Consider the following 23019-nt stretch of genomic DNA (forward strand, 5'->3'; position numbering starts at 1 on the left):
GCCCGAACGTCACGCTGGTGTGGCGCTCGGTGCCGACGGTCACTCCAACGTGACGCTCGCCGTCGCAGGTCGCGGCAATTGGGCAGGTAAGCTGGCACGTCGTGACCGATCGTGCCCACTTGCGGCTACACGACACGGCAGCCGGTGCCGTGCGTGATTTCGTTCCGCTGCGCGACGGGCACGTTTCCATCTACCTGTGCGGCGCCACGGTTCAGGGCCAGCCACACATCGGGCACGTCCGCAGCGGGGTGGCGTTCGACATCCTGCGCCGCTGGTTGATCGCGCGCGGCTACGACGTCGCGTTCATCCGCAACGTGACCGACATCGACGACAAGATCCTCAACAAGGCCGCCGCGGCGGGGCGCCCGTGGTGGGAGTGGGCGGCCACCTACGAGCGCGCCTTCTCCGCCGCCTACGACGCCCTGGACGTCATGCCGCCGTCGGCGGAGCCACGCGCCACCGGCCACATCACCCAGATGGTCGAATTGATGGACCGCCTGATCGAAACCGGCCACGCGTACGCCGCGGGCGGCGACGTGTACTTCGACGTGCTCAGCTATCCGGAGTACGGCCAGTTGTCCGGGCACAAGATCGACGACGTGCATCAGGGCGAGGGCGTGGCCACCTGCAAGCGCGATCAGCGCGACTTCACCCTGTGGAAAGCCGCCAAGCCCGGCGAGCCGTCGTGGCCCACGCCGTGGGGCCGCGGACGTCCGGGCTGGCATTTGGAATGCTCGGCGATGGCCCGCACCTACCTCGGCCCGGAATTCGACATCCACTGCGGTGGGATGGACCTGGTCTTTCCGCATCACGAGAACGAGATCGCGCAGAGCCGCGCCGCTGGGGACGGATTCGCCCGCTACTGGCTGCACAACGGCTGGGTGACCATGGGCGGCGAGAAGATGAGCAAATCGCTCGGCAACGTGCTGGCCATCCCGGCGATGCTGCAGCGGGTGCGCCCGGCCGAACTGCGCTACTACCTGGGCAGCGCCCATTACCGGTCGATGCTGGAATTCTCCGAGACGGCCCTGCAGGACGCCGTCAAAGCCTACGTGGGGGTGGAGGAATTCCTGCACCGCGTCCGCAGCCGGGTCGGGGCCGTCGAGCCCGGGGAGTGGACGCCGAAGTTCGCCGAGGCGCTCGACGACGACCTGGCCGTCCCGGCCGCGCTGGCCGAAATCCACCACGCCCGCGCCGAAGGTAACCGGGCGCTCGACGCCGGTGACCACGAGGGCGCGCTGAAGAACGCCGTCGCCATCCGCGCGATGATGGGCATCCTGGGCTGCGATCCCCTCGACGAACGCTGGGAGTCCCGAGACGAGACGTCGGCCGCGCTGGCCGCCGTCGACGTGCTGGTGCAGGCCGAAATCGAAAACCGGGAAAAGGCGCGCCAGCAACGCAATTGGGCGCTCGCCGACGAGATCCGGGATCGGCTCAAGAACGCCGGCATCGAGGTCACCGACACCGCCGACGGGCCGCAGTGGACGTTGGGCGGTGACGGCAAGTAGATGGCCGGTAACTCGCGGCGCCGCGGGGCGGTACGCAAATCCGGCACCAAGAAGGGCCCCACCGTCGGCTCAGGGGGCCAGCGCCGCCGCGGGCTGGAGGGCCGCGGCCCCACCCCGCCGGCACACCTGCGCCCCCACCACCCGGCCGCCAAGCGGGCCCAGTCGCAATCGCGGCGGCCCGCCAAGCGCACCGACGAGGCCGAAACGGTGCTGGGCCGCAATCCGGTGCTGGAGTGCCTGCGCGCCGGTGTCCCGGCGACCGCGCTGTATGTTGCACTCGGCACCGAAGCCGACGAGCGGCTCACCGAATCGGTCGCCCGCGCCGCCGATCTGGGCATCGCGATCCTGGAGGTACCGCGCACCGACCTGGACCGGATGACCGCCAATCACCTGCACCAGGGCATCGCGCTGCAGGTGCCGCCGTACCAGTACGCGCACCCCGACGACCTGCTCGCCGCGGCTCTTGACAGCCCGCCCGCGCTGCTGGCCGCGCTGGACAACATCTCCGATCCCCGCAACCTCGGCGCCATCGTGCGCTCGGTAGCCGCGTTCGGCGGCCACGGCGTGCTCATCCCGCAGCGGCGGTCGGCCTCGGTGACGGCGGTGGCGTGGCGCACCAGCGCCGGGGCCGCGGCGCGCGTCCCGGTGGCGCGGGCCCCCAATCTCACCAGGGCGCTGAAGAGTTGGGCCGATGCCGGGTTGCGCGTCGTCGGGTTGGACGCCGGCGGTGACACCACCCTCGACGACCTGGACGGTGCCGACCCACTGGTGGTTGTCGTCGGCTCGGAGGGCAAGGGCCTGTCGCGGTTGGTGCGGCAGACCTGCGACGAGGTGGTGTCGATTCCGATGGCGGGTCGCACCGAATCGCTGAACGCCTCGGTGGCCGCGGGGGTGGTGCTCGCCGAGATCGCCCGCCAGCGGCGGGGCTGACTTCTTTGGCCGAGCAGTCGCAAAAGCCCCCGACACGCCGAGGATTTGGGGGCTTTCGCGTCTGCTCGCGGTGTTTGGCCGCGCTGCTGGCGCTGGCGATGCTTCTCGCACCACCGGCTTCGGCGCAAGCGCCCGAGTTCGACCTGCAGGCCCACCGGGGGGGCCGCGGGGAAACCACCGAGGAATCCCTGCGGGCGTTCGCCAAGTCGATCGAATTGGGTGTCACCACACTCGAACTCGACATCGGCATCACAAAAGACGGGCAGCCGCTGGTGTGGCATGACCCGACGATCGACGCGGACAAGTGCACCGACACGGCGCCCGCGTTCGCGGGCGACCCGGCGTATCCCTACGTCGGCAAGCTTGTGCACGACCTCACGCTCGTCCAGATCCGCACACTCGACTGCGGCAAGCGCCTTGCCGAGTTTCCCAACGCTGAAGTGGTGCGCGGCAACAAGATAGCGACGCTGCCCGACGTGTTCGCGCTCGCCGACTCGTATCACGCCCTGGTGCGCTTCAACGTCGAGACGAAGGTTGAGGCCGACAAGCCGGGCGCATCGGCCGGGCCCCAGGAGTTCGTCGACGTGATACTGGCCGCCGTCAGGGCGGCGGGCAAGGTCGATCGGGTGGAAATTCAGAGCTTCGACTGGCGGACCCTGCCCATGGTTCGCCGGGCGGAGCCGTCAATCCCGTTGGTGGCGTTATACGACGAGCAGACGTGGGAGCCGGACTCGCCGTGGCTGGCCGGTGTCAACGCCGGCGTGGTGGGCGATCCGATGATCGGGGCGCTCCTGGTGGGTGCAAACAGCGTCTCGCCCAGTTACGCGCTGGTCACCGGACAACCCTACGTCGATCGCGCGCATGCATTGGGGCTCAAAGTCATCCCGTGGACCGTCGATGACGCTAACGCCATGCGCGAGCAGATCGGTTACGGCGTCGACGGGCTCATCACCGACTTCCCGACGCAGCTGCGTCGGGTGCTGGCCGAACTCGGCATGCCACTGCCGCCGGCCTACCACCGGGGTTAGTCGACTCATTCGCGAACGGCCATGGGCTGCCCAACCGATACAGCCACCAGTCGCCGGCGGAGTCGGCACCACCGGCGCCGCCACCAGAACTAGCTGGATTGCTACCGCCACCCGAACCGCCGGCGCCCGAACAACCAACCGCCGGCACCGCCGGCGCCGCAGGTGTGAGTGCGGTCCGGCCTGCGGATTCAGGCACCAGTGAAAACGGGTTTTGCGGATAAGTGCCGCCGGGCGGCGGCATGGGTGATTATGAGGGGAAATTTTGACGGCGCAGGAGATCGGTGGATGGTTAGCCCGGGCAGCGACGCCACCGGCCGGTGTGAGCTGTGCGGCAACGACCTGCGCGCCAAGGCTCGTTTCTGCGATGCCTGCGGCTCCCCCGTCACGCCCAGAACGGCCAGCGGCGAACACAAACAAGTGACGGTCCTGTTCGCTGACGTCGTCGGCTCGATGAAGCTGGCGGCGGCGCTCGACGCGGAACGGCTTCAAGAGATCATGAACGAGATGTTCAACCGTGCGGCCGCGGTGGTGCAGCGCTATCACGGGACCGTCGACAAGTTCACCGGTGACGGCTTGATGGCGCTGTTCGGTGCCCCGGTGGCTGTCCCATACGGGCGCGACCAGCTCGAGGTCGCCCGGCGCGTCGAGGTGGCCGGGTGCGGTACCCGCCTCCCTGTAAAAAAGCTGTCACCGGCGCGGCTGCGCACGAAAGTGCGGGAAGCGATGACGATGACCGACGGGGCGGAACGGGTGGCAGCCGGCTTCAAGGCCACCGGCGGTACGCGTCGCGGCGCGGACCTCTTCGAGCAGCGCCTGCTTGGCCTCGACGTCGGCCGATCGCAGCAAAGCGGGTAGCGGGTGCAGATCTGCGTACCGAAACGCCGATAAATCATTCCGCCGAATGCCGGCGTACCGTTATAGTCGCCGCGTGATCAGCGGCGAGCCGTTGACCGGGCGCGAGAGTGAGCTAGGGATCATTCACCGCGCCCTCAGCGGTGCTGGCAAGCACTCCGGCGTGGTGATCGCCGGAGCCGCAGGTGTGGGCAAGACCCGGCTGGCCCGCGAAGTCTTGCGCCGCGCCGAGGAGTCCGGCGAGCGAACAAAGTGGATCGTCGGCACCGAGTCGGCCTGTGCCCTGCCGCTGGGGGCGTTTATCGGCACGCTCGGCGAGGCGATGTCGGATCCGCTGGCCAACGTGCGCCGAGTGATCGATTCGTTCGTCGCGAAGCAGCGGCGGGCTCGCGTGGTGCTCGGGGTCGACGACGCGCACCTGCTGGACGGGTTGTCCGCCCTGGTCGTTCACCAGCTTGCGCAGTCAGGTGGGGTCCGCCTGGTGGTCACGGTGCGCACCGGCGGTGAGGAGCCCGACGCCGTGACGGCGTTGTGGAAGGACGGGTTGCTGGCCCGCCTGGATCTCGAACCGCTGTCGGCCGTGGCAACGCGCGAACTGATCGAAAGCACGCTCGGCGGCCCGGTCGATGCCCGCAGCGCGGCTCGGTTCCGAAAGCTGACCGGAGGGAACACACTGTTCCTGCGGCAGTTGCTGGGCGATCAGATCGCGGCCGGGCGGATGCGGAAATTGGCCGGGGTGTGGATGTGGGACGGCGACGTCGCGGTCTCGGCGAGCCTGTCCGACACGGTCGCACGCCAGATGGGTCGGCTCAGCCCGGGTGTGGCGTTGGTGGTCGACACGCTGTCGCAGTGTGAGCCGTTGGCCGTTGATGTGCTGAGTGACTTGGTGCGCCGCCGCGACCTGGCGGTCGCCGAGACCATGGGCCTGGTGAACGTCGAGCGCGCCGGCGGCGGCCTGATGGCGAGGCTGGCGCACCCGCTGTTCGGTGAGCTGCGCCGCGCGAGCGCCGGCGAGATGTACCTGTCGGGAATCCGGGGCAGGCTGGCGACGCGGCTGGCAGGAGACGGCGACGTCGACATGCAGGCCACCGTGCGCCGGGCGCTGCTGAGGCTCGAGTCGGACCTCGATCCCGAGCCCGAGCTGTATCTGGAGTCGGCGCGACACGCCATGACGCTGCTGGATCTGGATTTGGCCGACCGGTTCGCAGCGGCTGCCGCGCAGGCCGGGGCGCCCGGAGCCGCAGGGGTGCGGGCAATGAACCTGGTGCTGCTCGGACGCGGCGAGGAGGCCGAGACGGCGCTGCGCGACATGGCCGACACCGCCCTGCCTGACGGCCATCACTGGGCGACGGTGCGCGCGGCCAACCTGATTTGGATCCTCGGCAAGCCCAAAGACGCGTCGGTGATCCTCGACAACCTTGCCGCAGCTCCCGAGACCCCGACGCAGACGGCGGAGCGTCTCGCCGTGCAGGCCTGCCTGGACGCGGTATCGGCGCGCTGCGGGCTCGCCGCCGAAAGGGCCAGGGCGGCACTGGAGTTCGATGCTCTCCCCGGTTTTCACGCGATGATGGCGTCGCTTGCGCTGATCATGGCGATGGGGGCGTTGGGTGAGGCCGACGAGCTCGCGGGCGCGGCCGAGGAGGCGCTGCGGCGTGCGACGACGTCGTTCCAGGCGTCCCACATGCGGTTCTGGTTCGGGGCCGTGTACGGCCGTGCCTGCCGGCTGACCGGGCGTGTCGACGAATTCGTCGGCACGGCAAAGCAACTGGCCGATTCGGGCCGCGACATTCCCGGCCTCGCCTATGCGAACCTGGCCCTCCTGTTGGGCAACGCCGAGCTGGTTCGCGGCGCTGCTGCCGCCGCCGCCCGGTTGGTGCACGAGGCGCTTGCCGGGGCCGAAAGGCACGCCGTCACAACGGGTTTGCGGGCGGCGAGCTACTTCGCGCTGGCCGAGGCGCACGCCAAGCTCGGACACGTCGCCGAGGCGAACGACGCCGTCACCGGGGCGCGGTCGTGTGTGCCGCCCGACTTCCTGTTCATGCACACCGCGCTCTCGCTGGCCGGCGGGTGGGCGATGGCGGCAAGCGGTCGGTTGAGCGAGGCTGTGACGAGCGCCCGGCAGGCGGCGCAACTTGCCCGCGACCGCGGCCAGCCCACCCACGAGCTGGCCTGCATCCAGGCCGCGGCTCAATGGGGCGACGCCTCGCAGTCGGCGCGGGCACGAGAGCTCGCCGACGCGTTGTCCCTGCCGCTGGCCGACGCCGTCGCACTGCATGCGGAGAGCCTGCTCGCCGGGGACGGGGAGGGTCTGCTGGCCGCGTCGGCGGCGTACCGACGGATCGGCGACCGGGCCACGGCCGCGGACGCGGCGGCGCAGGCCTCCGTCGCGTTCGACGAAAGCCAGCGGCATCGGCGCGGACTGTATGCCGCGGCGTTGGCCAAGGAACTGGCCGATCAATGTGGCGGTTTATGCACTCCGGCGCTGCGGACTCCGGCGGGTATCAAGCTGGCCGGTCGCCAGCGCGATGTCGTTGAACTGGTCGTGGCCGGCTTGTCCAACCGCCAGATCGCCGAGAAGCTGGTGATGTCGGTGCGGACGGTGGAGGGCCACGTTTACCGGGCCTGCCAGCGGGTCGGGGCCCAGTCCCGCGAGGAACTGGCGTCGATCGTCAGATCCGGGCCGGGCGACGCGGGGTGAGCCCGAATACTCGCTAAGTCGAGTAGACGACTACGCGTGCGGATGCCCCGATTTCGGCCATACCGTGCCATGCGACAAAGGAGTTTGCATGGTCGAGATGCTGGAGAAATCCGAAGTTCGCTCACTGGCGCCGAAGAATCCGCTGCCGTATTGGCGACAGGTCAAGGCGGTGCGGTCCTACATCGACGGCATGCGGACGCTGGTGGATGCCGGCGGCCCCATCACCCGGCTCGTGCTCGGACCGAAGTGGCTGATACCGAACGTCGTGTTGATCGCCAGCCCGCAGGGCGCCCGTGATCTGTTGGGCCGCACCGACGAGGTCGCCGACCGCGGCCGTACCCGCACCATGGTCGAGATGCACGCGCTGATGGGCGGCAACCTGCTCGACCTTCCGCACGAGCGCTGGCTACCGCGGCGGCGCACGCTGCAACCGATGTTCACCAAGCGTCAGGTGGCCGACTATTCGGGGCACATGGCAGCGGCGGCGCAATCCGTCGCCGACGGTTGGGATGAGGGCACCGTCGTGGACCTCGACACCGAGTGCCGCAAGCTGACCCTGCGGGCACTGGGACGCTCGGTCCTCGGCCTGGACCTCGATGAGCGCGCCGACGAGGTCGGCCACGCCCTGCGAGCCGCATTGATCTGGGTGGCCGACCGCGCGGCACGGCCGGTGAACCCGCCGCGATGGCTGCCCACGCGCGGCCAGCGCGCCGCGCGCCGGGCCAACGACTCCCTGCACCGCCTGGCGGCCGAAATCCTGCACGCGGTCCGCGATGACCCCCACCGCGACGCCCCGTTGGTGCGCGCCCTCATGGAGGCGATCGATCCCGAGACCGACCGGCCGCTGACCGACGACGAAATCGGCCATGAGCTGGTGCTGTTCATGCTCGCCGGCCACGACACCACCTCGACCACGCTGACTTACGCCTTGTGGTCGTTGGGGCACCACCGCGACATCCAGGATCGGGTGCGGGCGGAGGTCGCCGCACTGGGTGAGCGGGCGCTGACCCCGGAGGACGTTCCCGGCCTCGGCCTCACCGTGCGGGTCCTGCACGAGGCGCTCCGGTTGTGCCCGCCCGCGGCCGGGACGATGCGCGCGCCCACGCGCGACATCGTGGTGGACGGCCACCGGGTCGAGGCCGGAACCATGGCCATGGTGAGTTTCTATGCGTTGCACCGTGACCCCGCACTCTGGGAAGACCCGCTGCGTTTCGATCCGGACCGCTTCCTACCGGAACGGTCGCAGGGTCGAAGCCGTTGGCAGTACCTGCCATTCGGCGGCGGACCGCGCTCCTGCATCGGCGATCACTTCGCGATGCTGGAGGCCACGCTCGCGCTGGCGACGATCGTGCGCGCGGCCGACATCGAATCACTGGAGTCGGACTTCCCGCTTGACACGCCGTTCACGGTGGTCGCCGCGCGACCCATCCGCGCCCGGGTGCGGGCCTGCCCTTCCGCCTAGACACCAAGCAGCCGCATCGACGCCCACAGCGCCAGCACGGCCACCACCAGCGCCACCGGCACGGTGCACAACCCGAGCCGGGTGTACTCGCCGACCCCGGCGTCGACGTCGTGGCGGCGCAGCACGCGCCGCCACAACAGGTTCGACAGCGAACCCACATAGGTCAGGTTGGGGCCGATGTTGACCCCGATCAGGACCGCCAGGATCGCCGCCGCACCGCCGGGCGCGACCAGCGGCAGCAGCACCAGGGTGGCCGGCAGGTTGTTGACGACATTCGCCAGGACGGCGGCGATCGCGGCGATCACGAGCAGCGCGGGCAGTGCCGAGCCGGACGGCAGCACGGACGACATCGCCCTGTCCATCCCGTTGACCATGACCGCGCGCACCACTACGCCCAGCGCCAGCACGAACACCAAAAACGACACGTGCGCCGAGCGCACGATGTCGGCCACCGAGGTGTGCCGACGGCTCAGGCTGCGCACCGCCAGCACCGACGCGCCGGCGAGCGCCGCCCAGGCCGGGGCCACCCCCACGGACTGGCCGACCGCGAACCCCGCGAGCGTCAGCCCGACGACCACCAGCACGAACAGCGGTGGCCGCGGCGCCGGCCCCAATTCCTCAGGGTCGGGCTGGACGCGCAGGTCGGTGGCGAAGAACCACCGGAAGACCACGTACAGGGTGGCCACCGCGCCCAGCCACGGCAGCGCCATCAGCGCGGTGAACTTGGTGAACGAGACGTTGGCGGTGTGAAACGCCAGCAGGTTGGTCAGGTTCGACACCGGCAGCAGCAGCGAGGCTCCGTTGGCCAGGTGGGCCGTGGCGTAGGCGTATGGCCGCACCGGGGTGCGCAGCCGGCGGACGGCGGCCAGCACCACCGGGGTCAACAACACCACCGCGGCGTCCAGGCTCAGCACGGCGGTGATCAACGAGGCGATGACGAACACGCGCCGCAGCAGGCCGGCCGAGTTCACCCGGCCCCGAGCTATCGCCGCGCCCGCCGCCTCGAACAGGCCCTCGTCGTCGCACAGCTTGGCCAGCACCAGCACCGCGCCCAAAAACGCGACCACCCCCGAGAGCCCGGCCACCTCCTCGGTCGCCTGATGCACCGAGACGGCGCCGACGGCCACCAGGATGAGCGCTGCCGGAACCGCCGCCACCGCCTCCGGCCAGCCTCGCGGGCGGGCGACGGCGAACACGAGCACGGCAGCCAGCAGCAACAGCGCAACGGCCAAGGGCATGCGCGCTACATCCAGGGGTTTTCGCGTCGCCACACCGTCGGCATGTGCAGCGCGACACCGTCGTGCGCAGCCAGCTCATCGAGGACACGGATGGACGCGTCCAGGTCGTCACCCGCATAGGGCAAGGCCCGCAAGGGCTTTGACAACGGGCTGAAGAAGTCGTCCCAGTGGATGAGGATCACTCGGCGCGCGCCCACCGCGCGCACGGTCTCGGCCCAGTAGTCGAGCAGGTAGGACCGCGGCCGCAGGCCCAGCTGGCCGACGCTGAGATAGACGGCGTCGGCGCGCCGGCCGGCCAGCGCGCCCTTGACGAAGCCGGCGCTGCCCTGGATCAGTAACCGCCGACCCGAAGGCAGGTGGTGCACCAGCGTCGACCACGCCTCACCGCAGCGGTACGCCGACGCCCGCACCGGCGGCCTCAGCGGTGCGTCGATCACGCCGGGGAAGCGGTCCGGCGGGCAATGATGCGACTCCACCAGCGTTACGTCGTAGGCGCCCAACCGAATTGGCTCGCCCGCGGTCGCGACGACGAGGCGGTCCTCGGGCAGCCCATACCCGCGCCCGACGTTGGCCGCCGACTCACCGCCGACCAGGCGCGCGCCGGTGCGGTCGGCGACCAGCGCGGAGTCCAGCGCGTGGTCGATGTGGGTGTGCACCGGGATGACGGCCTCCAGCCGGGACACCCCGGCGCGGGCCAGGCAGCCGTCCACGCGCGCGGGTGCCGGCGACACCTTGCCCGCGGCCACCCGCGCCAGGCTCGGTCGCGAGAAGTAGCCGTCGGTCAGCAGCGCCGACGCCCCGTCGTCGAGCAGCAGCGTCGCCACACCCATCCACGTCGCCGAAAGCGGCGAATCGGGTCCGGCGGCGGGCACGTCGAACCGGTCCGAATACCGCGCGAGGTCGGGCCGGGCGGGTTTCAGTCGCATCAGCAAAATGCCCTGATGTCGGCGCCGGCCGCGGCAAGCCGATCGCGCACCGCCGCCGCGATCTGCACGGCACCCGGCGAATCGCCATGCACGCAAACCGATTCCACGGTGACAGCGATCTGCGTGCCGTCGATCGCGGTGACCTGCCCGGAGGTCACCATCGTCACCACGCGGTCGGCTATCTCCGCCGGATCGTGCAGCACCGCGCCGGGTTCGCGACGGGATACCAGCTGGCCGCTCGGTCGGTAGGCGCGATCGGCGAACGCTTCGGCCACCGTGCGCAGGCCAAGGCGGGCGGCCTCGTCGAAAAACGCCGAGCCCGCCATGCCCAGCACGGGCAGGGCGGGATCCACCATGCGCACCGCCTCCGCGACGGCGGCGCCCTGTTCGCGATCGGTCACGATCGCGTTGTACAGCGCCCCATGGGGTTTGACGTAGCACACCGTCGAGCCGGACGCCTCCGCGATCGCCTGCAGGGCGCCCAGCTGGTACACGACATCGGCAACAAGTTCATCGGCGTCGACATCGATGTAGCGTCTGCCGAATCCGGCCAGATCGCGGTAGCTCACCTGCGCTCCGATGCGCACGCCGCGCTCGGCAGCCGACCGGCACACCCGCAGCAGACCCACCGGATCTCCGGCGTGGAACCCGCACGCCACGTTGGCGCTGGTGACGATCCCGAGCATGGCGTCGTCATCACCGAGGCGCCAGACGCCAAAGCCCTCACCCAAGTCGGCGTTGAGGTCGATACCGGCCACCCGCCTAGCTTATGGGCCGCGCGAAAGCCGCCGCTTACCCTATTGCCAAGCGCTATTGCCGGGCCACCTTGGCCGCGATCTGTTCGGCGATGTCGACCGCCGGCCCAGCGGCCAACGGGGCGGCGCACGCCAAGACGTCGATGGCGACGTTGTTGCGCACCGTCAAAGCCCGTTGGCAGGACCACCCGTCGCCGCCTTCCTGAACCTCGGACGTGCTGAGCGTGCCGCTGACTTTGTTGATGCCGGCCACCGTCCACACGACTGGAGGCTTGCCCTCGGGCAAATCCGAAAAGCGGCGATTGGCGCAGGCGGACCAGCTTTGCGCCGAGGAGTCGTAGAACGCGTTGGCGTCGCGCGCGGAGGGGTAGGCGACCACGGCCTGGATGGCGTAGTGGTTGCGGGTCTTCGAGTCGTCGACGCTGTCGTCGAGCCGCTGGCCCCGGATGGCCGTCCATCCGCTGCCGGCATAGACGTTGTCCTGTGCGGGCCCGTCGAGCGGCAGGCAGTCCTTGTCGCTGATGCTCGAGCTCCAGTCCCACATCCCCTTGGCGCTGAACCCCACCTTCATCGATGCCGCGTTCAGCGCGGTGTTGATCTGGCCCGCGTCGAGCAGCAGCCCGTCGAGGGCCGCCACCGCAACCGGATTCTGCGGCAGGGGGCCGGAATGGTCGGCGGGGACGGCCTTGCCGCCCACGACGGTGCTACAGCCGACGGCGAGCCCGGACACCCCTGCCAGCACAAGCACCGTGAGTCGCTGGCGCACTGCCGGCCCCCTCCCCACTCCGTGCGACCAGCTTAAGTGCCGACCTCGCGACGTCGCCCGACGAGCCAGCAAAACAGGTAGGTGGCAAACGAGATGGCCGCGACGAACACCGACACCGGAACGCCGGGCGCCAGCGACAACAGGATGCCGCCGACGGCGGCGACTTCCGCGAAGACCACCGAGGCCACGACCGCCGCCGCCGGTGAGGCGACCACCCGGGCCGCCGCGGCGGCCGGCGTGATCAGCAACGACATCACCAACAGCGCCCCGACGATCTGCACGGCCTGCGCGGCCACCACACCGACCAGCGCGGCGAACACGATGCCCAGGGCGCGAACCGGGACTCCGCGCGCGGCGGCGACGTCCGGGTCGACGGTGGCGAACAGCAGCGGCCGATAGCACGTCCCGAGCACGGCGATCACCAGCAGGCAGACCAGCGCCAGCATGGTCAGGCCCGTGTAGCCGACGCCGACGATCTGGCCCGTCAGCAGGGCGAAACTGGTCCCGGTTCGTCCCGGGTACAGGTGAATGAACAGCACCGCCAGGCCCAGCCCGAACGCCAGCACCACGCCGATCACCGAGTCGCGCTCCCGGGCCCGCTGACCGAGGATCCCGAACAGCGCCGCCGCCAGGGCGCTGCCGATCAACGCCCCCGCGCCCACCTCGAACCCGACCAGCAGCGCGAAAGCGGCTCCGGTCAGCGACAATTCGCTGGATCCGTGCACGGCGAACGACATCTGGCGCATCACGATGAACGGCCCGATCAGCCCGGCCACCAGTCCCAGCAGCGCGCCCGCGACCAGCGCCTGCTGGACGAAATCGTGGCGGAGCAAGTCGGCGGTGATGTCGAAGGAGAACAGGTGGCCCAGCATCTCGGCGAGCCGGTGATTCATCCGCCGCACCCGTCATCCGGCTCCCCCACCACCACGTAGCCGCCCCTGACCTTGACCACCTGAATGTCGGCCCGATACAACGACGACAGCGTCTGGCTGGTCATCACCTGTTCGACGGTGCCGATCTCGAATCTGCCGTCGACGAGGTACAGCAGCCGGTCCACGTACGGCAGGATCGTGTTGATCTCGTGCGTGACGACGATGACGGTGGTTCCGGCGTCGCGGCGGCGGCGGTCGATGAGCGCGGACACCAGCTTCGCGCTGGCCGGGTCGAGGGTCAGCAGCGGTTCGTCGCACAGCAGCAGCCTCGGGTCGCTGGCCAGGGCCTGGGCGATGCGCACCCGCTGCAGCTCGCCGCCCGACATCACGCCCACCCGGACGTCGGCCAGCTGCTCGCCGTTGACCTGGCGCAGCGCCTCGGACAGGGCCGCCCGCCGGCGGGCCCGGTCGGCCGATCGCAGTGGCCCGCCGCCCCAGCGCCGCCCGTCGATGCCCAGCCGAACCAGGTCGCGCCCGCGCAGCATCACGTCCCGGTCGAGCGGGCGGTGCTGCGGCACGTAGCCGATGCTTCCGCTGCCCGACGTGATCGGTTTTCCGTCCACCAGCGCGACACCGGCGCTCAGCGGCAACTGCCCCAGCAGGACCTTGAGCAACGACGTCTTCCCGCTGCCGTTGGGGCCGAGCACGGCGATGAACTCACCCGGCGACACCGACAGGTCGAGGTGGTCCCACAGCACCCGGTTGCCGAACGCCAGCCGGGCGCCGCGCAGCGAGACGGAGTGGGCGTGGCTGTCGACGGCCCGGACTGCTTCGACGCTCATGGCTTGGCGCCCGCGCGCAACGCGGCGAGCAGCTGGTTGACGGTGTTGCGCTGCCAGGTGAGGTAGTCGCTGCCGTCGGGCAGCGTCTCGGTCACCTCGGTGACCGGCACCCCGGCGCGCCGCGCCGCGTCCTCGAGGCCGCCCACCGCGGTGGTGGACGTCTGCGGGTTGACCAGCAGCGCCGAGACTTGCCGGTGGTCGATCATGTCGAGCACGGCGGCCATGTCGGATGGCGAGGGATCCGTTTCGTTCTCGCCGGCCGCGGCGAATGCGGCCGGGGTCCGGTTCACCAGGCCCGACGCGGCCAGCAGGTAGTAGGCGTCGGGCTCGGTCGCGATCACCCCGGCCTCGGGGTAGGCGCTGGCGATGGCGTGCTCGGAGAGGGCGATCGAGTCGGCGCCGCGGCAGAACGCCGCCGCGTTGGCCCGGTAATCGGCCGCGTTGGCCGGGTCGATGGCCGCCATCCGGTCGGCGATCGAGGAGGCCACCGACTCGGCGACGCCCAGGTCGTAGAAGACGTGCTCGTTGGGCGGCTGCCCGTCCGCGTGGACGAACGAGTAGGCATCGACCGATTTGATGCGCGGATGCCTGGCCAGCACCTGGTCCACCCAGGGGTCGTAACCACCGCCGTTGTAGACGACCAGGGCGGCGTCGGTGAGCGCGGCGGCGTCCGAGGGACTTGCCATGTACGAGTGCGGGTCGGTGTCGGCGCCGCTGAGGATGGACCTGACGGCGACGTGGCGGCCGGTGACGGCGGTGGCCACGCTGCCCCACACGTCGGTGGAGGCCACCACGGTGGCCGCACGCGGACGCGTCGCGCCACCGCACCTCGCGAGCGCCGCCATGCCGGCGCCGACGACCAAGACGGCCCCGACGACCAGGACGGCCGTGGGCCAACGCCCTGCATGCACCTTGTGATTCCTCCCGCCGGCCCGCCGGCCGACCCATAATACTAATGAAAATCGTTTCCATTAGAAAGTGGGGCCACGAAGCCTCGTGTGTGCCGACCGGGACCCGCGGTAGCGTCAGCGGACGTGAGTCCCACCCCGCGCCGGCGTGCGACTCTGGCGTCGTTGGCCGACGAACTGAAGGTTTCGCGCACGACGATCTCGAATGCCTTCAACCGGCCGGACCAGCTCTCGGCCGACCTACGCGAACGGGTGCTCGCGACGGCGAGGCGGCTGGGCTACCCGGGACCCGACCCGGTGGCGCGGTCGTTGCGGACCCGCAAGGCCGGCGCGGTGGGATTGGTGATGGCCGAGCCGCTCACCTACTTCTTCAACGACCCGGCGGCGCGGGACTTCGTCGCGGGGGTGGCGCAATCCTGCGAGGAGCTGGGGCAGGGACTGCTCCTGGTCGCCGTCGGGGCCAGCCGCAGCCTCGACGACGGAACGGCCGCCGTGCTCGGCGCGGGCGTGGACGGGTTCGTGGTGTATTCGGTCTGCGACGACGATCCCTACCTGCAGGTGGTGTTGCAGCGCCGCCTGCCGGTCGTGGTGGTCGACCAGCCCAAGGGCCTGGTGGGCGTGTCGCGGGTCGGGATCGACGACCGGGCGGCGATGCGGGCGCTGTCCGACTACGTGCTGGGTCTGGGGCACCGCCAGATCGGTTTGCTGACCATGCGGCTGGGCCGGGAACGCCGGCAGGGGCTGGTGGACGCCGACCGGCTGCGGTCGCCGGCGTTCGACGTCCAGCGCGAGCGCATCACCGGCGTGTGGGAGGCGATGACGGCCGCCGGTGTGGACCCGGATTCGCTGACCGTGGTGGAGAGCTACGAGCATCTGCCCGAGTCGGGTGGCACCGCCGCCAAGGCGGCGCTGGAGGCCAATCCGCGGATCACCGCGCTGATGTGCACCGCCGACATCTTGGCCCTGTCCACCATGGATTACCTTCGCGCACAAGGTATTTACGTGCCGGGTCAGATGAGCGTCACCGGGTTCGACGGCGTGCCCGAGGCGATCGGCCGCGGGTTGACCACGCTGGCGCAGCCGAACCTGCAGAAGGGCCGCCGCGCGGGTGAACTGCTGCTGAAGCCCCCGCGATCGGGCCTGCCGGTCGTCGAACTGCTGGAGACCGAGCTGATCCGGGGGCGCACCACCGGCCCGCCCGCCTAGTTGGATGGCGGCGACCCGCCTAGGTTCCGGCGGACTCCTGATCGCCGATCAGCAACCGCACGGCCAGGTCCAGCCGCTTGCTCACGTCGGTCGCCGAGGCCCGCCGGGTGAGCCAGGCGAGCAGGTTCGACAGCCACACGTCCGAGATCACCCGGGCGATGTGGTACTGGTCCTCGGTTGGTTCGCCGTCGGCCATCGCCCGCGCGAACATGCTGTCGATGAGCTTCTCGACCTGGTCGACCTCACTGGCCGCCGACGCGTCGGCGAAGACGTAGGCGCGCGTCATCGCCTCGGTGAGCAGCGGGTTGCGCTGCATCGCCCGGTTGAGCTTGCCGACCATGAAATTCAGCCGCTGAAACGGGGTGCCGCCGGCCACCGCGGAGCGGTCGGTCTTGGCGTCGATGCGGCTGAACTCCCGGCCGAGGGCCGACACCAGGAGATGCACCTTGGAGGGGAAATACCGGTACAGCGTCCCGACCGCCACATCGGCGCGATCGGCCACGGCCCGCATCTGCACCGCCTCGTAGCCGCCCTTGGACGCGATGGCCATGGTGGCGTCCAGGATGCGCTTGCGGCGCTCCCGCTGCGCCTCCGAGCCGAGCTCGGACTCCGCCAGTACCGCCACGTTCATGACCTCGCGCGGCTGCGCGTCACCGACGCGTGCCGAACTCGGGTTGTCTGACGACATCTGGGGAAGCGCTCCTTTTTCAGGTGGTCCGTTCGCAAACGATACGCATGCTGTGCGTGAATTTCCCACCTCCCCGCAGCAGGGACAACGACGTGTACTGCTGTAATGGCGTTCGACTTGACGCTCGATCGCTGGCACTATTAGAACACGTTCTAGTGGGCTTCGAGTAAGAACGAGCGCCCCTTCATCCCGAACCAGGCGCGTGGAGGACCAAAGGGTGGTAGTGACCGTCACCGACGAGCAGTTGGCCGCACGTGCGCTGGTGCGCGATTGGGCGCGCAATCCGACGTCGGGGCCGGGTGGGACCGCCGCGATCCGCGACGTCGAGCGGGGCAACCCCGACGCCTGGCGGCCGGTCTTCGCCGGCCTGGCCGACTTGGGGCTGTTCGGTGTGGCGATCCCCGAGGATCGCGGCGGGGCGGGCGGCAGCATCGAGGACCTGTGCGCGATGGTCGAGGAAGCGGCCAAGGCGCTGCTCGCGGGGCCGGTCGCGACCACGGCTCTGGCGACGCTCGTCGTCGATGACCCCGGATTGCTGGCCGCGCTGGCATCCGGGGAACGCTTCGCCGGGGTGGCGCTGGAAGGCCCCGACGTCTCGGTCGAGTTCGACGGCGAGACGGCACGAGCGTCGGGCACGCTGCCGTGGGTGCTGGGCGCGGCCGAGGGCGCCATAGTAATCCTGCCCGCCGGCGGGAAGTGGTTCTTCGTCGACACCGGCGGCGACGGCGTGCGGGTCGAGCCGCTACAGGCCGCCGATTTTTCGCGGCCGTTGGCCAAGGTGGTGCTGACGTCGGCGCCGGCCACCGTGATCGGGGAGTCGGGGCGTCGGGTCGAGGAACTGGCCGCGACCGTGCTGGCGGCCGAGGCCGCCGGCATCACCCGGTGGTCGCTGGAGACCGCCGTCGCCTACGCGAAGGTGCGCGAGCAGTTCGGCAAGCCGATCGGCAGCTTCCAGGCGGTCAAGCACCTGTGCGCGGAGATGTTGTGCCGCGCCGAGCAGGCCGAGGTGGCCGCCGCCGACGCCGCCCGCGCCGCCGCGGATCGCGACGCCGACCAGTTTTCGATCGCGGCGGCCCTGGCCGCGAGCATCGGCATCGTCGCCGCCAAGGCCAACGTCAAGGACTGCATTCAGGTGCTCGGCGGCACCGGCTGCACCTGGGAGCACGACGCGCACCTCTACCTGCGCCGGGCCCACGCCATCGGCCGCTTTCTCGGCGGGGCCGAACGCTGGTTGCGCCGCATCACCGCCCTGACTCAGGCGGGAGTGCGGCGCCGCCTGAGTATCGACCTCTCGGAGGTGGAGGGCCTGCGACCCGAGATCGCCGCGTCCGTCGCCGGCGTCGCCGCGCTGCCCGAGGCCCAGCGCCAGGCTGCCCTGGCCGAGGCCGGGCTGCAGGCGCCGCACTGGCCGCCGCCGTACGGGCGCGGCGCGTCGGCGGCCGAGCAGTTGCTGATCGATCAGGAGATGGCGGCGGCCGGCGTCGTGCGGCCGGACCTGGTGATCGGCTGGTGGGCGGCGCCGACCATCCTCGAGCACGGCACGCCGGAACAGATCGAACAGTTCGTGCCGGCCACGCTCCGCGGCGAATTCCTTTGGTGCCAACTGTTTTCCGAGCCCGGCGCCGGATCCGACCTGGCGTCGCTGCGCACCAAGGCGGTGCGGGGTGACGGCGGCTGGCTGCTCACCGGCCAGAAGGTGTGGACGTCCGCCGCGCACAAGGCGCGGTGGGGCGTGTGCCTCGCGCGCACCGACCCCGACGCGCCGAAACACAAGGGCATCACCTACTTCCTGGTGGACATGAAGTCACCGGGCATCGAGATCCGGCCGCTGCGCGAGATCACTGGCGACTCGCTGTTCAACGAGGTCTTCCTGGACAACGTGTTCGTCCCCGACGAGATGGTGGTCGGCACGGTGAACGACGGCTGGCGGCTGGCCCGGACCACGCTGGCCAACGAGCGCGTCGCGATGGCCACCGGCACCGCGCTGGGCAACCCGATGGAGGAGCTGCTGCGGGTGCTGGCGGAGATGGACCTCGACGCCTCGCAGCAAGACCGGCTGGGACGGCTGATCGCCATCGCCCAGACGGGCGCGCTGCTGGATCAGCGCATCGCCCAACTCGCCGTGGGCGGCCAGGACCCCGGCGCGCAGTCCAGCGTGCGCAAGCTGATCGGAGTCCGCTACCGGCAGGCGCTGGCCGAGTACATGATGGACGTCTCCGAGGGCGGCGGGCTCGTCCACAACAAGGCGGTCTTCGACTTTCTCAACACCCGCTGCCTCACCATCGCCGGCGGCACCGAGCAGATCCTGCTCACGGTGGCCGCGGAGCGGCTGCTCGGCCTGCCGCGTTAGCGCGGTCAACGGCAATTTCGGCGACGGCGCCCACGCGGGAAGTGTCTTTGGCCGTGCAGGCCGTGACTTCTGGCTGCTGACCGAGCCCCGGCGGTGCTCGTAGCGTTGGCCAGGTGAGTTCAAACGCCGTCATTGCGCTCGTCGTCGCCGCCTTCGTGGCCGCGCTGTTTTTGGCCGCCTCGATACGGATAGTCCAGCAGTATCAGCGCGGAGTGCACTTCCGCCTGGGCCGGGTGATCGGTGTCCGCGAACCCGGGCTCCGGTTCATCATTCCGATCATCGATCGGCTGTGGCGGGTATCGATGCGCATCGTGACCATGCCCATCCAGTCGCAGGGGATCATCACCCGCGACAACGTCAGCGTCGACATCGCCGCGGTCGCCTACTTCCGCGTGATCGACGCCCGCAAGTCCGTCGTCGTCATCGAGAACGTCAACGCCGCCATCAACCAGATCGCCCAGACCACCCTGCGCAACGTCGTCGGACAACATTCCCTCGACGAGGTGCTGGCCCAGACGGAGAAGATCAACGGCAGCATCCGCCAGATCCTCGACACCACCACCGTGGAATGGGGCGTGGAGGTCACCCTGGTCGAGCTCAAGGACATCCAGCTGCCCGACAGCATGAAGCGCGCGATGGCGCGCGAGGCCGAGGCCGAGCGGGAGAAGCGCGCCAAAATCATTGCCGCGGAAGGGGAAGCGCGCGCCGCCGCCGCGCTGGGTGAGGCATCAGACACCATGATGCGCCACCCGCTGGCCCTGCAACTGCGAAACCTGCAGACCCTGCTGGAGCTCGGGGTGGAGAAGAACACCACCATCGTGTTCCCCGCCCCGCTGATGAACGCGATCGGGGAGCTCACCAGCTTCCTGACCCGGGAGGCGCAGGCCTCAAAGACGCCCGCGCCAAACGGGGCCTCACAGGCCGCCGCCGTCTGACCCCGAACCGGCGATCTGCCGCGTCCCGGTGAGCCCGACCTTTATCTTGTTGTCCATGAACTATTTTCGGCTGCCGTCGAACGCGGCCTGGAAAAGATATGCGGCGGCCAAGCTACGCCACGGGCGCCAGCGCTCCGCCAGCGCAACGACTTCCGTCTCGGAGGGCAGGTGATCGATGGCGTAGATGCGTTGGATCGCCTTGCGCAGGGCGAGGTCGCCCGGCAGCATGACGTCCTCTCGATCGAAGGCGATGATCAAGATGCCGTGTACGGTCCACGGGCCGATTCCCGGGACCGTCGTGAGGAGATCTTCGATTTCGCGGTCAGACAGGCGCCGAAGTTCATCGTCACGCCATCGGCCATCGGCGAAGCGCCGAGCGGCCTCATGCAAGGTCGCGACCTTGCGCCGCGACAGTCCCACCTCGGCCAGTGCTTCGGGCGCCATGGCCAAAATGGCTTCCGGGGTGGGTAGTGCGCCACCGGAGCGTTCTATCAGCCGATCGAGAATGCGCCTGGTCGCGCGGACCGAGAGTTGCTGACCGATCACCTGAAATATCAAGGCGCCAAAGGCATCCATCGGCGGCAGCTCCGCCAGCCAGGCCCGCGGGTCGAAATCGGGATCGGCGTCGATCAGGCGTGCCAGAATCGGGTCCGCCCGGCGCAGATCGGCCCGCGCTTGATCAAGCCGTGTTCTCACAGATGCATTCTGGTCGTTGTCGTCAAACGAGGACAGGATTCGCACATGTCCGGATCGAACACAGCGGCTCGTCGTGCGGTGGTGGCGTGTGTTCCGGTGGCCGTACCGGTGAGCATGTCCGTCGCCTTTTTGGCGCTTCGCCGGCGCTCGGCGGGTCCTACCGCCTACAACGCGGGCTTCGCCGTCTACTGGGCCGACTGGTGCGGTGCGCTACCGCTCTGGGTCATGGGACCGCGCACGGCGGCGCGGTTACTGACCACGGGTCGGCGGCCGTCCGTGGGTGACGCAGCGTTGCTGGCCCTGCCGGTTATGGGCGCCGTTGGCACGCAACTCATTCCGCATCGTCGCGAGATCGATGCGGCCACGGCCGCCGTGATGGTGGCGAGCGCGGCAGTCAACGCCGTCGGGGAGGAACTGCTCTGGCGAGGACTGTTCATCAGAGAATTCGCGGGGCGAAGCCGGCCGGCGATGCTCTGGTCGCTCGTCGGCTTTTCCGTCTGGCATCTGGCGCCGCAGCTGATCCTGCCGTCGGCCGCGGGCAGGTGTCGATTTGTGGCGGGTGCTGCGGTGGTCGGTACAGCCTCCACCATTGTGGCCCGGCGGTCGCGCGGGCTGCGTTCCGTCGTGGTGGCTCATTTTCTCACCGACGCATGCGGGGTTACTGCGGCGCGATTTCGGCTCGGCCGGTAGCGGTCAGGAAAAAGTCGTCTGCGCGCAGGTGCTGGGCGAGGTGATGTTGACCCCGCCGTAGACCACCTGGATGTGGGTGCAGGTGACGACGTTGATGTCGGTCTTGGGCTGGCCAGTCTGCCAGTCGGTCGAGTCGATGCGGCCGCTCGTCTGGTACTTGTCCGGTGGGCCGCCGCCGAAGTACACGGTGGTGACCTCGTCGTTGCCCATCGCCTTGTGCACCCGCTCGTACTGGCCGTTGGCGTGCGCGTCCAGGTAGGCCAGCCGGTTCGACGACCGGATCTCGGTGGTCTGCCGGGCCCACAGGTCGTTCGGGAATCCGGTGACCCCGTCGGGGGTCTGCATGTCGGCGCCGGCGGTGAAGTTGCAGAAGCCGCCGGACTTGAAGCATTCGAGGGTCATGTGCGTCTCGAGCTGGTTGGGGCCGTCCAGCGGGAACAGGGTCGTGGCGGTGTTGCTCGCCGCGCCAGCGATTGGGCTCGGCAGGACCGCCAGCATCGCTCCGACGACCGCAAACCCCGGCAACAGCCGCTTCATCGGGGCCCCTTCCGGTTCGCTACGCCACTACTCGTCGTAGGTGACTTCTACCGAATCAGATTCCGGGCGAGATTGACAGGCCAAAATCAGGCCGTCGTCCAGGTCCTGCTGCTCCAGGACGTCGTTGACCTCCATGTTCACCTTGCCGCTGCGCAGGGTGCAGGCGCAGGCGCCGCAGTGGCCCTCCCGGCACGAGAAGGGCGCATCCAGACCTTTCGCGAGCAGCACGTCGAGCAGCTTGGCGTTGCGCGGCCACGACACGGTGTGCGTCTCGCCGTCCAGTTCCACCACCGCGGTGGCCGGCGGCTCGTCCCCCTCGGCGGTGTCCTGGACCTTCACCGCCGCGAACGGGTCGGACTCCAGCGACTTGAACACCTCGATATGCACTTGTGCGGCAGGCACTTTCAGCCCTTCCAGCGCCACCCGCGCCGCCTCCATGAACGGCCCCGGGCCGCAGATGAACACGGGCCGATCGGTGAACGGGGCGGCAAGCTTCGCCAGCGCGGTCGGGCTGGGCAACCCCTGCAGCGATTCCAGCCAGTGCAGCACCGTGAGCCGGTCGGGATGCTTCGCCGACAGCTCGCGCAGCGCGTCGGCGAAGATCACCGAGCGGTCGTCGCGGTTGGCGTAGAGCAGCGTCACCTGCCCGCCGCCCTCGGCGAGCGCCGACTTGCAGATCGACATGATCGGGGTGATCCCGCTGCCGGCCGCCATCAGCAGAAAGTCGTCGTCGAGCGTCTTGGGCACGAAGTTGCCCGATGGCGCCAGCACGTGGATGCGCATGCCTTTGTGGGCGTGCTCGCACAGCCAGTTGGACGCGTAGCCGTCCGCGGTGCGCTTGACCGTGACCGTCAGCGCGTCGTCGGTGAACGGCGAGCTGCACAGCGAGTAGCAGCGCGCCACCGAGCCGGTGCGCTCGCTGGGAACGCGCAACGTGAGGAACTGTCCGGGGGCGTACCGGAGTCGTTCCGGCGGGATTTCCGGATCACAGGGCGCATCGGGCACGGCGAACACCAGCGACCGCGCCTCGTCGGTTTCGGCGACGACTTCGGCGATCTGCAGTTCAAGGACGTGGTCGCCGAGCGGCTCGTCGGGAATCGCTTCCGTCAAGACCCGTCCTTCCCTTTCCGTC

The 23019-nt window shown here is 69.8% G+C and carries 20 protein-coding genes and 1 pseudogene; 10 read left to right on the forward strand and 11 right to left on the reverse strand.

The genetic code is table 11. The features are described from left to right. Positions 1 to 101: 101 nt before the first annotated feature. The 6 genes and pseudogenes from cysS to VMD50_RS19675 all read left to right on the forward strand — a co-directional run bounded on the left by cysS (position 102) and on the right by VMD50_RS19675 (position 8478). Complete coding sequence (gene cysS / locus VMD50_RS19650) at positions 102 to 1508, forward strand: cysteine--tRNA ligase (protein ID WP_325429813.1); 1407 nt, start codon at positions 102 to 104, stop codon at positions 1506 to 1508. After that, the gene (gene rlmB, locus VMD50_RS19655; RefSeq protein ID WP_325429815.1) at positions 1509 to 2438 is read left to right on the forward strand and encodes a 23S rRNA (guanosine(2251)-2'-O)-methyltransferase RlmB; all 930 of its coding nucleotides are present in this window, start codon (positions 1509 to 1511) and stop codon (positions 2436 to 2438) included. Between the two features lie 98 nt (positions 2439 to 2536). Then, positions 2537 to 3466 (forward strand): glycerophosphodiester phosphodiesterase, encoded by a 930-nt coding sequence (locus VMD50_RS19660; RefSeq protein ID WP_325429870.1) that lies wholly within the window; start codon positions 2537 to 2539, stop codon positions 3464 to 3466. Between the two features lie 285 nt (positions 3467 to 3751). After that, a pseudogene (locus VMD50_RS30025) lies at positions 3752 to 4072 on the forward strand (adenylate/guanylate cyclase domain-containing protein); the annotation flags it as partial. Positions 4073 to 4394: 322 nt separating this feature from the next. Further along, positions 4395 to 7016 (forward strand): LuxR C-terminal-related transcriptional regulator, encoded by a 2622-nt coding sequence (locus VMD50_RS19670; RefSeq protein ID WP_325429817.1) that lies wholly within the window; start codon positions 4395 to 4397, stop codon positions 7014 to 7016. Between the two features lie 88 nt (positions 7017 to 7104). Beyond that, positions 7105 to 8478, forward strand: a complete 1374-nt coding sequence (locus tag VMD50_RS19675; protein WP_325429819.1) for a cytochrome P450 — start codon at positions 7105 to 7107, stop codon at positions 8476 to 8478. On the opposite strand, the gene VMD50_RS19680 is transcribed toward VMD50_RS19675, so the two are convergent. From VMD50_RS19680 to VMD50_RS19710, 7 genes are read right to left on the reverse strand one after another with little or no spacing between them, the layout of a single operon-like run. Continuing rightward, positions 8475 to 9716, reverse strand: a complete 1242-nt coding sequence (locus VMD50_RS19680; protein WP_325429821.1) for an SLC13 family permease — start codon at positions 9714 to 9716, stop codon at positions 8475 to 8477. The two genes, VMD50_RS19675 and VMD50_RS19680, sit on opposite strands and share 4 nt — an antisense overlap. A gap of 5 nt (positions 9717 to 9721) precedes the next feature. Beyond that, positions 9722 to 10642: an MBL fold metallo-hydrolase gene (locus VMD50_RS19685; RefSeq protein WP_325429823.1), complete on the reverse strand. Its 921-nt coding sequence runs from the start codon at positions 10640 to 10642 to the stop codon at positions 9722 to 9724. Beyond that, positions 10642 to 11400 (reverse strand): LamB/YcsF family protein, encoded by a 759-nt coding sequence (locus tag VMD50_RS19690; protein ID WP_325429825.1) that lies wholly within the window; start codon positions 11398 to 11400, stop codon positions 10642 to 10644. Before VMD50_RS19690 ends, VMD50_RS19685 begins: the two co-directional genes overlap by 1 nt. Before the next feature lie 52 nt (positions 11401 to 11452). Beyond that, entirely contained in the window at positions 11453 to 12163 is a 711-nt protein-coding gene (locus VMD50_RS19695; protein WP_325429827.1) for a sensor domain-containing protein, read from the reverse strand. 32 nt (positions 12164 to 12195) lie between these two features. After that, on the reverse strand, positions 12196 to 13056 hold the full coding sequence (locus tag VMD50_RS19700; RefSeq protein ID WP_325429829.1) for a metal ABC transporter permease: 861 nt from the start codon (positions 13054 to 13056) through the stop codon (positions 12196 to 12198). Beyond that, complete coding sequence (locus tag VMD50_RS19705; protein WP_325429831.1) at positions 13053 to 13877, reverse strand: metal ABC transporter ATP-binding protein; 825 nt, start codon at positions 13875 to 13877, stop codon at positions 13053 to 13055. Before VMD50_RS19705 ends, VMD50_RS19700 begins: the two co-directional genes overlap by 4 nt. Beyond that, positions 13874 to 14722 carry a metal ABC transporter solute-binding protein, Zn/Mn family gene (locus VMD50_RS19710; RefSeq protein WP_325429874.1) on the reverse strand — a complete coding sequence of 283 codons (849 nt, stop codon included), beginning with the start codon at positions 14720 to 14722 and terminating at the stop codon, positions 13874 to 13876. Before VMD50_RS19710 ends, VMD50_RS19705 begins: the two co-directional genes overlap by 4 nt. 189 nt (positions 14723 to 14911) lie before the next feature. On the opposite strand from VMD50_RS19710, the gene VMD50_RS19715 reads away from it, so the two are divergent. Further along, a complete protein-coding gene (locus VMD50_RS19715) occupies positions 14912 to 15991 on the forward strand; it encodes an Rv3575c family transcriptional regulator (RefSeq protein ID WP_325429832.1) in 1080 nt (359 codons plus the stop codon). Between the two features lie 19 nt (positions 15992 to 16010). Here the strand turns inward: VMD50_RS19715 and kstR are convergent, their stop codons facing one another. After that, entirely contained in the window at positions 16011 to 16616 is a 606-nt protein-coding gene (gene kstR / locus VMD50_RS19720; protein ID WP_325429876.1) for a cholesterol catabolism transcriptional regulator KstR, read from the reverse strand. 280 nt (positions 16617 to 16896) lie between these two features. Between kstR and VMD50_RS19725 the strand changes: the two genes are divergently transcribed. Both VMD50_RS19725 and VMD50_RS19730 read left to right on the forward strand, forming a co-directional pair. Further along, the gene (locus tag VMD50_RS19725) at positions 16897 to 19029 is read left to right on the forward strand and encodes an acyl-CoA dehydrogenase family protein (protein WP_325429834.1); all 2133 of its coding nucleotides are present in this window, start codon (positions 16897 to 16899) and stop codon (positions 19027 to 19029) included. A 113-nt stretch (positions 19030 to 19142) separates the two neighbouring features. Continuing rightward, the gene (locus tag VMD50_RS19730) at positions 19143 to 19964 is read left to right on the forward strand and encodes a slipin family protein (protein ID WP_325429836.1); all 822 of its coding nucleotides are present in this window, start codon (positions 19143 to 19145) and stop codon (positions 19962 to 19964) included. Positions 19965 to 20024: 60 nt separating this feature from the next. Here VMD50_RS19730 and VMD50_RS19735 read toward each other — a convergent pair whose 3' ends face one another. Beyond that, positions 20025 to 20705 carry a DNA-3-methyladenine glycosylase family protein gene (locus VMD50_RS19735; RefSeq protein ID WP_325429838.1) on the reverse strand — a complete coding sequence of 227 codons (681 nt, stop codon included), beginning with the start codon at positions 20703 to 20705 and terminating at the stop codon, positions 20025 to 20027. A 51-nt stretch (positions 20706 to 20756) separates the two neighbouring features. On the opposite strand from VMD50_RS19735, the gene VMD50_RS19740 reads away from it, so the two are divergent. After that, entirely contained in the window at positions 20757 to 21350 is a 594-nt protein-coding gene (locus VMD50_RS19740; RefSeq protein WP_325429840.1) for a CPBP family intramembrane glutamic endopeptidase, read from the forward strand. Positions 21351 to 21353: 3 nt separating this feature from the next. Here VMD50_RS19740 and VMD50_RS19745 read toward each other — a convergent pair whose 3' ends face one another. Together VMD50_RS19745 and VMD50_RS19750 are read right to left on the reverse strand one after the other, a co-directional pair. Then, positions 21354 to 21887: a hypothetical protein gene (locus VMD50_RS19745; protein ID WP_325429842.1), complete on the reverse strand. Its 534-nt coding sequence runs from the start codon at positions 21885 to 21887 to the stop codon at positions 21354 to 21356. A 27-nt stretch (positions 21888 to 21914) separates the two neighbouring features. Continuing rightward, positions 21915 to 22997, reverse strand: a complete 1083-nt coding sequence (locus VMD50_RS19750; protein ID WP_325429844.1) for a ferredoxin--NADP reductase — start codon at positions 22995 to 22997, stop codon at positions 21915 to 21917. Positions 22998 to 23019 lie beyond the last annotated feature (22 nt).

The organism is Mycobacterium sp., from assembly GCF_035506235.1.
Lineage (GTDB): Bacteria > Actinomycetota > Actinomycetes > Mycobacteriales > Mycobacteriaceae > Mycobacterium.